Consider the following 11229-nt stretch of genomic DNA (forward strand, 5'->3'; position numbering starts at 1 on the left):
TTGGAGCCCCCTTAATTCATTTGTGGCATACGCTCAGATGCAAACGTAATAAGTTCTAATACGCGTAACAGCGCTTCAGCTGTATCCATAGACGTCAAACAAACGACTTCGTTTTCCACCGATTCACGACGAATGCGGAAGCCATCACGAGCTGGCTGTTTTCCTTTTGTTAACGTATTGATCACATATTGAGCCTCACCTTGACGGATGACATCAAGCAAATGTGGCTTTTGGTCACCGATTTTGTTTACAACTGTTACCGGAATATTTTCTTGCTGAATGAGTTTTGCTGTTCCTTCCGTTGCTAAAATATCATAGCCGATGCGATGGAACCTGCGGACAAGAGCCATCGCTTCCTGTTTGTCCTTATTAGCGACTGTAAACAACACTGAACCAAATGTTGGAATCTTCATTCCTGATGCGATGAGGCCTTTATACAGCGCTTTTTCTAGCGAATAATCTCGACCCATCACTTCTCCTGTTGATTTCATCTCAGGTCCAAGGGTAATGTCCACTCTTCTGAGCTTAGCAAATGAAAAGACCGGAACTTTTACAGAAACTTCTTCAGGTTCAGGGTGGTAGCCTGTTTCATAGCCTAAGCTTGGTAACTTCTTCCCAAGGATCGCCTTCGTTGCTAAATTCGCCATCGGAACTCCTGTAATTTTGCTTAAGAAAGGCACCGTTCGACTTGAACGTGGGTTTACCTCTAGTACATAAACTTCATCGTCATGAAGGACAAATTGAATATTTAATAATCCAACAATGTTTAAGCCCCTTGCAAGTTTAATGGTACGTTCAATAATTTTTTGTTTTGTCGTTTCATTGATGGTTTGCGTCGGGTAAACGGCAATCGAATCGCCTGAGTGAACACCCGCCCGCTCAATATGTTCCATAATCCCTGGTACATACACATTTTCACCATCAGAAATTGCATCGACTTCGATTTCTTTACCGAACAAGTAGCGATCAATTAACACTGGGTGTTTCGGGTTAACTTTGACGGCGTTTTCCATATACTGAAGCAGTTCTTGTTCCTTATAGACGATTTCCATCGCACGCCCCCCAAGCACGTAGGATGGGCGGACAAGAACAGGGTAACCAATCGTTCGGGCAATGGATACAGCCTCTGCGACTGATGTTGCCGTTTTCCCTAAGGGTTGCGGGATATCTAGTGCTTGAAGTGACGCCTCGAATTTATCTCGATCTTCCGCACGGTCCATATCCTCTAATGACGTTCCTAGTATGTTAACTCCACGGCTAGAGAGCTCATCAGCTAAATTAATCGCTGTTTGACCGCCAAACTGAACAATAACCCCTTCTGGCTGTTCTTGAGCAATGACATGCATGACGTCCTCAACCGTTAATGGCTCAAAGTATAACTTGTCAGAAGTACTAAAATCCGTTGAAACCGTTTCTGGGTTATTGTTAATAATAATCGCCTCATACCCAGCTTCTTTTATCGCCCAAACCGTATGCACAGTCGCATAGTCAAACTCAATCCCTTGACCGATGCGGATCGGTCCTGACCCTAACACAAGAATGCTTTTTTTATCTGAACGGTATGATTCATTTTCTTCTTCATAGGTCCCATAGTAATAGGGTGTTGCAGATTCAAACTCAGCAGCACATGTATCAACCATTTTATAAACAGGCATGATTTCTTTTTCAGCTCTGAGTCTATAAATCTCTCGTTCTTCTTGTTGCCAAAGCTTTGCCACCGTTATATCTGAAAACCCTTTTTCCTTGGCTCGTTGAAGTAACTCTAGATCACCATTGCGGTTCATTAACTCCCTTTCTAGAGCGACAATCCCAGCGAACTTATCAAGGAAAAAGCGATCGATTTTACTGAGTTCAAAAATTTGCTCCGTCGTATAGCCGCGCCGAAACGCTTCACCCAGTACGAAGAGGCGTTCATCGTCCGCGTTTGCAATGCGATGCTCAAGCTCTGCTTGAGTCAAATCAGCTATTGAATCCAGTTCAAGATGGTATACGTTTGCTTCAAGTGACCGAATCGCTTTTAGCAATGACTCTTCAAGGTTACGGCCGATCGCCATCACTTCTCCTGTTGCTTTCATCTGGGTACCAAGTTGACGGTTGGCAGCTTCAAACTTGTCAAATGGCCAACGTGGAATTTTACTGACAACATAATCAAGTGCCGGTTCAAAGCTCGCATAGGTAGTTTTTGTGATTGGGTTTTTAATTTCATCAAGTGCATAACCAACGGCAATTTTCGCTGCGATTTTGGCAATGGGATATCCTGTTGCTTTTGAGGCTAACGCTGACGAACGACTCACTCGTGGATTGACCTCAATAATATAGTATTGGAAACTATCAGGGTCGAGGGCAAACTGCACATTACAACCACCTTCAATCCCTAGTGCACGTATAATTTTCAACGATGAATTTCGTAACAATTGATATTCTCGATCGGCAAGCGTTTGACTTGGAGCAACAACGATCGAGTCACCCGTATGAACGCCGACAGGATCAATGTTTTCCATGTTACAAACGACAATTGCTTCATCCTTGGCATCACGCATCACCTCATATTCAACTTCTTTAAAACCAGCAATGCTCTTCTCAAGTAAGCATTGCGTCACAGGACTGTACTTAAGCCCACTTGAGACAATTTCGATTAAATCTTCTTCATCGTAAACCAAGCCTCCGCCAGTACCACCAAGCGTATAGGCGGGGCGAACAATAATCGGGTACCCTACTTTTTCAACAAATTGGTACGCTTCTTCGAGGTTATTGACAATGTCACTCTCTGGTACAGGCTCGTTCAATTCATTCATTAATGAGCGGAATAAATCGCGGTCTTCCGCCTGCTTAATCGCACCTAAATCTGTCCCAAGTAGCTCAATATTGTATTCTTCTAAAATGCCGGATTCATCAAGTTCCACCGCCATATTTAATCCGGTTTGCCCACCGAGCGTTGCAAGCAAGCCGTCTGGTCGTTCTTGACGGATAATACGGCTTACAAACTCATACGTAATTGGTTCGATATACACTTTATCTGCCATATTCGTATCTGTCATAATCGTTGCCGGATTCGAGTTAATAAGGACAACTTCATACCCTTCCTCTTTCAGTGCTTGGCACGCTTGTGTACCTGCATAATCAAATTCTGCTGCTTGACCAATGACAATCGGTCCTGATCCAATCACTAAAATTTTCTTTACATCGTTACGCTTTGGCATGCCGAATCCCCCTCACGATTTCCTTGTTGATTTCTTCCGTTCTTATTGTCTTTAATCATTTCGATAAATGCCTGAAATAGCCCGTTCGCATCTTCTGGTCCAGGCGATGCTTCTGGATGATATTGAACACTAAAGGCCGGGTAATCAAGGTGTGCAACACCTTCTACTGTTCCATCGTTAACAGCCACATGAGTGACCTCTAATCTCGTTTCCTCAAGCGACTTGGCTTCAATTGTATAGCCATGATTTTGTGATGTAATGTCAATGCGTCCAGTCGCCAACTCACGAACAGGGTGGTTCGAACCACGATGACCAAACTTCATTTTCACTGACTTTGCCCCACACGCTAGCGCTAGTAATTGGTGGCCGAGACAAATACCGAAGATTGGGACTTTTCCTACTAAATGTCGGATCATTTCAATTCCCTCAGGAACATTTTCAGGATCTCCCGGTCCATTGCTCAACATAATTCCATCTGGACGTAAGCGGAGAATTTCTTCTGCTGTTGTATCGTAAGGCACGACAATCACATCGCACTCTCGCTTGATTAAGTTTTCTAGTATGCCATGTTTAAAGCCAAAATCGACAAGTACGACACGGTGACCTCTTCCAGGAGCATGATATGGATCTTTTGTTGACACTTGAGCGACTTGATTCGTCGGTAGGCTCGTACTTTTCAGCTCGGCAACCACATCATTCACATCAACATCCATAGAACAGAGTTTCCCTTTTAAAGTTCCATAATTGCGGATCATTCGAGTTAACTTTCTCGTATCGATCCCTTCTAAACCTGGGATATCGTTTGCTTTTAACAATGTATCAAGTGATTCTTCACTTCTCCAATTGCTTGGTTGTATTGCTGCTTCTTTAACAATTAACCCATGGATGGCTGGGGAAATCGATTCAAAATCATCGCGATTAATCCCATAGTTCCCAATAAGCGGATAAGTGAGTGTTACAATTTGAGCACAATACGATGGGTCTGACAAAATTTCCTGATAGCCAGTCATCCCTGTATTAAAGACAACTTCACCCGCCTTCTCATGTTCACTACCAAACGCCTTACCTACAAATACGGTTCCATCTTCTAAAATTAATTGACGTTTCATTGTGTAACCCCTTCCTTTGTCCATACAATTTGCCCGGCAACGATCGTGAGCGATGGCCATCCTTTGCACTCCCAGCCCGTAAATGGCGTATTTTTCCCTTTCGAGACAAACGTACTCGGGTCAATTTTTTCTGTATTGCTTAAATCAATTACAGTTAGGTCTGCCGGCACACCTTCTTTCAACTGTCCATACGGAAGCTCAAAAGCTTGTGCTGGTTTAATCGTTAAAAAGTCAACAAGCTCTTGTAACGTGATAATATTCTTTTCAACGAGGTGTGTATAAAGCAGTGGAAATGCCGTCTCGAGTCCAACAATTCCAAATGGTGCCTCCTCGATTGAGCCAGATTTTTCTTCAGTGGCGTGCGGGGCATGATCGGTTGCGATAAAATCAATCGTTCCGTCACGTAACCCTTCAATCAATGCATCACGATCCTCTTTACTACGTAGTGGTGGATTCATTTTATAATTCGGATCGAGCCCTGGTATATCATCCTCACATAATAAGAGGTGATGAGGTGTCACTTCGGCCGTTACACGAATTCCCGCACGCTTCGCATCGCGAACTGCCCGAACAGATTCCTTTGTACTAATGTGACAAACGTGATAGTGAGCACCTGCTGCTTCGGCGAGAAGGACGTCACGAGCAATATGTACAGATTCACAAACCGATGGAATCCCATTGATTCCATGTGCTTTCGAAAATGTTCCTTCATGGACTGCCCCTTTATTAATCAGTGTATTTTCTTCACAGTGAGCAACAATCGCTTTATTGATATTAGCTGCTGCTTTCATCGCTTCTAGCATCATGCTCGCATCCTGAATACCGACACCATCATCCGTAAAAGCAAATGCACCGCTCTCTGCTAATGCTTGAAAATTAGTGAGCTCTTTTCCTAATTCGCGGATCGTAATTGATGCGTATGGCAAGACACGTACATGGGCCGTCTCGTTGATACGAGCTTGTAACCAATCCATTTGCTCCTTCGTATCAGGTACTGGTCTTGTATTAGGCATAGGAGCAACGGTAGTAAATCCACCTTTAGCTGCTGCTTTTGTACCTGTTTCGATCGTTTCTTTATTCTCACCGCCCGGCTCGCGTAAATGGACATGCAAGTCAACCATCCCAGGGATAAGTAGTCTACCATCGATATCAATCACTCGATCTGCTTGTTCACCGATGCTTTCATTGATCGCTGAAATCACTCCGTTAGAAATCAACACATCTCGTTTTTCTACTTGATTAGTTTGTAATACGTTCGCGTTTTTTAAAAGAATATTCATATCTTTGTACCTCCATTGATTTTTCTAATGCCCTTTTTAATACGGCCATTCGAATGGCAACACCGTTTGTCATTTGTTTAAAAATCCGTGAGCGTTGGCACTCGACCAGATGGCTGTCAATTTCAACTCCGCGATTGATCGGTGCCGGGTGCATAATAATGCTATCCCTTTTCATTCGTCTCTCACGCTCTATCGTTAATCCATACGTTTTATGGTACTGATCCTTCCCTGTAACCATTTGTACGGCATGTCGTTCATGCTGAATCCTTAGCATCATCATCACATCAGCCATTTCGACAGCATCATCAATATCAATGAATCTTCCATAAGGAATGGAGTCATCAATCCATTCTCTTGGCCCAGAAAACCAAACACTTGCTCCAAGCCTTGTTAACACCTCGGCATTTGAACGGGCGACACGACTATGACGAATATCCCCGACAATGACTACTTTCAACTGATCAAAGGAACCAAACTCTTGTTTAATCGTCAATAAATCGAGTAACGATTGTGTCGGATGATGACCACAACCATCACCGCCATTAATAATTGGAATATTCACCTTACCCACCAAATCTTCAAAGTATCTGTCTTGTTCATGACGAATGACAACCGCATTGGCTCCAATCGCTTCTAAGGTTTTAACCGTATCATAGAGGGTCTCCCCCTTCTGTACGCTAGATGCTTGTGCTTGAAAGTCCAACACCTGTAAGCCTAGTTTTTTCTCAGCCACTTCAAAACTAAATTTTGTTCTTGTGCTCGGTTCGAAAAACAGATTCGCTACAAATGTTTCTCGATTCGGTTGCCATTGATCCCCATCTAAAAACAGTTGGGCTTGACTTAAGATCTGATGAATTTCTATTGCTTCTAATAAAGGCATCGTTAATAAATGATTCATGATAACCTTCCTCTCATTCTTTATTTTCTATCAGTCTAAAATGAAAGAGTAAGAGACTTTGGATGAATAAAGCGTATGTTGTTTAGGTGAGGATAAAAAAATGCACCCTATTAGTCGTTCCACACGTCTATTTAGGGTGCACGTAAATAAGAGGTTTGCACAATGGCCTCTTTTACGATTCAACACCCTTTTAAGTCTCTCAGTACTTAATTAAAGGATCTTGCTCAAGTATTTTCTTGTTATTCGTCGTCATTACTAAACATGCTGGCATTCCCATATCCAGCTTCCTTATTCGGAAAAATGAGATGTAAAATGATTCCAATGATTGTTGCTAATGCCATGCCTGGAATTTGGACATCCTCAGATACTTGAATAAATGCACCGCCAATTCCAATCACCAAAATGACAGACGAGATAATTAAGTTTCTTTTATGACCTAGATCGATGTTATTGTCAATTAACATCCGTAAACCTGAGGAAGCGATGACCCCAAACAGTAGGATTGAGACCCCTCCCATAACAGCTGTTGGGATAGTTGTAATTAACGCTGCAAACTTACCGATAAATCCGAAGATAATTGCAATCACTGCCGCACCACCGATAACAAACACGCTGAACACTCTTGTAATCGCAATGACACCAATGTTCTCCCCATAGGTAGTATTCGGTGGTCCACCTAATACTGAAGAGATAATCGTTGCAATACCATCCCCCATAATCGAACGATGTAAACCTGGCTTTTTAATAAAGTTTTTTTCAACTACTTTACTTAGCACCATTTGGTCACCAATATGCTCAGATAACGTTACGACAGCGATCGGTACCATAATGGCGATAATTTCCCAGGAAAATTGTGGTGTATATGTGACAAATGGAACAATGAAATCTGGAACCTCGAACCACTTTGCTTCTCGAACAGGTGTTAAATCAACAATCCCTTGCATGTATGCAAAAGCATAGCCACCAACAATCCCAAACAAAATTGGAATTAATCCGAAAAATCCTTTAAAGAAGACTGAGGCGACAACCGTAATTGCTAATGTAACAAGAGCAACAATAAATAGTGACATATCATAAGCTTCAGTAACCGGATCATTCATCGCCATATCGACCGCTGTAGGAGCGAGTCCTAAACCGATCACCATAATGACCGGACCGACCACAATCGGCGGTAAAATTTTCATTAACCACTTTAGACCGCTCGCACGAATGATAAGAGCAACGATTCCATAGACAATACCCGCAAAGAAGCTACCAACCATCGCCCCTTCTGGTCCTCCTAATGTCGTCGCTGCAATAATTGGTGCAATAAACGCAAACGATGAACCGAGGTATGCAGGAATTTGCCCTTTTGTAATGAATAAATAGGCTAATGTTCCCAAACCACTTGATACGAGCGCGACTGCTGGACTTAAATCGACTAAAAATGGAACTAAAATCGTTGCCCCAAACATCGCAAATAAGTGTTGCAGGCTTAAGATCAGCCATTTATTTAACTTGGGAATTTCTCTAATCCCGACATCTCTCTGCTGTTGTTCTCCCAATGGAAACTCCTCCTCTTTTCTCTCAACGACTGTTTGGTCGTTTATAAACGAAAACCTCTTTGTGTGGTCGACAAAGAGGTATCAGCATCTACTTAGAGCGGGAGTTGTTTTTCTTGCCACCCTAGCTAGAGGAGTATACCTCTTGTCAGTCTCACAGGACTACATTTAAAGAGGTTGGTTTATTTTCTTTTTATTGTTCATTCTTTTAAATAATCGTCACTCCATCGATTTCATCAATTTCTTTTAATGTGACAGTTATAATTTCACTTTTTGATGTTGGGACATTTTTCCCGATATAATCTGGACGGATCGGCAATTCACGGTGCCCGCGATCAACTAATACTGCGAGTTGAATTTGTGATGGTCTTCCTAAATCAATCAAAGCGTCTAAGGCTGCTCGTACCGTTCGTCCAGTATACAGAACGTCATCAATTAAAATCACCTTACGATCTGTAATATCGGTCGGTACATCCGTTCCTTTCAGTAACGGCTCTTCACTCGTCGTTTTCACCGTGAGATCATCACGATAAAGGGTAATATCTACCTCTCCAACAGGAACGCTAGAGCCTTCAATTTGTTCAATCCGCTCAGCCAGTCTATTGGCTAGATAAATACCCCTCGTTTTAATCCCAACTAACACACAATCATCGATGCCCTTATTCCGTTCAATAATTTCATGAGCAATCCGTGTTAAAGCACGACGAATCGCCTGGTCATCTAAGATCACTCTCTCTTGACTCATTGTTACACCTCCAAAACCATTTCCTCTACTGAAGCGGTTATACAAAAATCCTCTCACCATTCGGATGAGAGGATTTGTGGTTACAAACTTTGTCGAACTAGTGGCAAGTATAAGAGACTATCTCTAACCCACTAGTTTTCTCGTTGCTTCCGCTTCCTTCTCAGCCTCACGGGACTGTAGTTAAAGGACTAATATTTAATTGCTTATGACTATTATTGCAAAGTTCAAAAGTACTGTCAATCACTTTTTCGTAAAAAGTCTAACAGCGATGTCATATCCTCTGGAACAGGCGCTTCGAAAAGCATCTCTTCTTTCGTTCTTGGATGAGTAAAACCAAGAACTTGTGCGTGCAGGGCTTGGCCATCAATTGGTAATGTTTTTTTCGGGCCATACTTTGGGTCTCCTGCAATTGGAAAGCCGATGTACTTCATATGAACACGAATTTGATGCGTACGACCCGTTTCTAGTTGACATTGAACATAACAATAATTACGATAACGCTCAAGTACAGTAAAGTGTGTCACAGCATCTCGACTGCTTTCATCGGTCACTGTCATGCTTTGGCGATCTTGTTTATCACGTCCAATTGGCGCATCAATCGTTCCTTGGTTATGCTCGATGACCCCGTGAACAATCGCTTGATAAAGTCGTTTCGTTGTTTTATCTTTTAATTGCTGAACTAACGATTCGTGTGCTACGTCATTTTTTGCTACCATCAATAGCCCTGAAGTATCCTTATCAATCCGATGGACAATCCCTGGACGAATCACACCATTAATTCCTGATAAGTCCTTGCAATGTGCCATAAGTCCATTCACTAATGTCCCTGAATAATGACCTGGTGCCGGGTGAACCACCATTCCCCTCGGTTTATTAACGACAATAACATCCTCATCCTCATAAACAATATCTAAGTCCATCTCTTCAGGCTCAACTTCAAGCACTTCTGGTTCTGGCAGAAGTAGCACGATCGTATCGTTAGGTTGACACTTGTAATTGCTCTTTACTTTTTTTTCATTAACAGTTACATGGCCGTCTTTAATCCATTGTTGAATTTGTGTTCGTGACCATGACTCATCAAATGTTGTTAGCAATTTGTCAATTCGTTCATTCTCTTGTTCATCTGTAATAACCCATTCAAAACGTTCCATTAACTTTTCTCCTTTGTTCGGCGTTCTTCAAGAAGCACATAAATCATAATGATACCAACACCAATGACTAATGCTGAATCCGCAATATTAAAAATCGCAAAATCATAGTTGATAATAAGTACATCAATAAAGTCGATAACCTCTTGTCTAAATAAACGATCAATAAAATTTCCGATCGCACCACCTAATACTAAACCTAAACCAATGCCTAAACTACGATTGTTTCTTGCTTCTTTTTTTATATAGTATACAATGATCCCAATAACTAAAACCGTCACCACATAAAAGAACCACATCTGCCCTTGGAGAATCCCAAATGCTGCTCCTTGATTACGATGAGAAGTAATAAACAAGAATTGATCAATGATTGTGAAGCTCTCCCCAATCTCCATTGTCACATCAATAATCCACTTTGTCACCTGATCGATGATTATAATAATGAATGCAATTAAATAATAAAGCAAGATTTCTCCTCCGATCTCCATCTACTATGTACGTAAGAATTGTAGCACAGCGCCTCTTTTCAAACAATTGAAAAGCGAGCGATTGGTAAGAGGAGCTGTTCTATATGCACGTATCCACTGAGTTTGAATATCAAGTGTACAATTTACTTACGGTCCCCTTGTCTAATGTAAGAAGCCAGCTCCTCAGACCAATCATGCCCTACCGTTTAAATACCAATCATAGTGAATCGGTGCCTTCCCTTTTTCGTCGACTGTCGTAAGAAGCTTCACGCATTGGTGCTCTCCATCCCTCAAGCTCATCCACATACCCGACCAATTCTCCTGATCGCTGCGAAGAAGAGCTAGACTCGAGTAAATCTGAAAAATGGTTAATCGTCGAACCATACTTTAATTGGTCGTTCTGTATAGACACTTCCTCTATATCCCGCGTTACATACGAATCATTAAATGACATTACGAACCCTCTCCTTTGATGACGAGAATTAATACAACGATATATGATTAGTGTGACACATCGCACCCAAAATACGCGACACAACATTTGACAGACCGAAGTGACCTCGAGCCGATGGCGCCTGGAGCTAGACAATACAGAAATGCGCAAGGCGCCCGCTTATCGGCGACCAGCACTGGAGGACTGGCAAGTAGAAGCGCTTTTTTGCTTCTCTTGTCAGTCCGAAGTGACCTCGAGCCGATGGCGCCTGGAGCTAGACAATACAGAAATGCGCAAGGCGCCCGCTTATCGGCGACCAGCACTGGAGGACTGGCAAGTAGAAGCGCTTTTTTGCTTCTCTTGTCAGTCCGAAGTGACCTCGAGCCGATGGCGCCTGGAGCTAGACAA

The 11229-nt window shown here is 42.3% G+C and carries 10 protein-coding genes; 1 reads left to right on the forward strand and 9 read right to left on the reverse strand.

Annotation, left to right across the window (positions count from 1 at the left end):
• Positions 1 to 11 precede the first annotated feature (11 nt).
• From carB to KH400_RS10755, 9 genes are all read right to left on the reverse strand, one after another.
• A complete protein-coding gene (gene carB, locus KH400_RS10715; protein WP_217224527.1) occupies positions 12 to 3200 on the reverse strand; it encodes a carbamoyl-phosphate synthase large subunit in 3189 nt (1062 codons plus the stop codon).
• On the reverse strand, positions 3179 to 4309 hold the full coding sequence (locus tag KH400_RS10720; RefSeq protein WP_217224529.1) for a carbamoyl phosphate synthase small subunit: 1131 nt from the start codon (positions 4307 to 4309) through the stop codon (positions 3179 to 3181). The genes carB and KH400_RS10720 overlap by 22 nt, the downstream gene beginning before the upstream one ends.
• Positions 4306 to 5589 carry a dihydroorotase gene (gene pyrC, locus KH400_RS10725; protein WP_217224531.1) on the reverse strand — a complete coding sequence of 428 codons (1284 nt, stop codon included), beginning with the start codon at positions 5587 to 5589 and terminating at the stop codon, positions 4306 to 4308. Before pyrC ends, KH400_RS10720 begins: the two co-directional genes overlap by 4 nt.
• Positions 5549 to 6487 (reverse strand): aspartate carbamoyltransferase catalytic subunit, encoded by a 939-nt coding sequence (locus tag KH400_RS10730; RefSeq protein WP_217224533.1) that lies wholly within the window; start codon positions 6485 to 6487, stop codon positions 5549 to 5551. The genes pyrC and KH400_RS10730 overlap by 41 nt, the downstream gene beginning before the upstream one ends.
• Positions 6488 to 6726: 239 nt before the next feature.
• Positions 6727 to 8031, reverse strand: a complete 1305-nt coding sequence (gene uraA / locus KH400_RS10735; RefSeq protein WP_217224536.1) for a uracil permease — start codon at positions 8029 to 8031, stop codon at positions 6727 to 6729.
• 205 nt (positions 8032 to 8236) lie between these two features.
• Entirely contained in the window at positions 8237 to 8773 is a 537-nt protein-coding gene (gene pyrR / locus KH400_RS10740) for a bifunctional pyr operon transcriptional regulator/uracil phosphoribosyltransferase PyrR (protein WP_217224538.1), read from the reverse strand.
• A 236-nt stretch (positions 8774 to 9009) separates the two neighbouring features.
• Positions 9010 to 9924, reverse strand: a complete 915-nt coding sequence (locus tag KH400_RS10745; protein ID WP_217224539.1) for an RluA family pseudouridine synthase — start codon at positions 9922 to 9924, stop codon at positions 9010 to 9012.
• Positions 9924 to 10409, reverse strand: a complete 486-nt coding sequence (gene lspA / locus KH400_RS10750; RefSeq protein WP_281418691.1) for a signal peptidase II — start codon at positions 10407 to 10409, stop codon at positions 9924 to 9926. The genes KH400_RS10745 and lspA overlap by 1 nt, the downstream gene beginning before the upstream one ends.
• 196 nt (positions 10410 to 10605) lie before the next feature.
• The gene (locus KH400_RS10755; protein WP_217224541.1) at positions 10606 to 10842 is read right to left on the reverse strand and encodes a hypothetical protein; all 237 of its coding nucleotides are present in this window, start codon (positions 10840 to 10842) and stop codon (positions 10606 to 10608) included.
• 87 nt (positions 10843 to 10929) lie between these two features.
• Between KH400_RS10755 and KH400_RS10760 the strand changes: the two genes are divergently transcribed.
• Positions 10930 to 11229: hypothetical protein (locus tag KH400_RS10760; protein WP_217224542.1), on the forward strand; the 300-nt coding region annotated here is incomplete at its 3' end.

Origin of the sequence: Desertibacillus haloalkaliphilus, from assembly GCF_019039105.1 — a bacterium.
GTDB lineage: Bacteria > Bacillota > Bacilli > Bacillales > KJ1-10-99 > Desertibacillus > Desertibacillus haloalkaliphilus.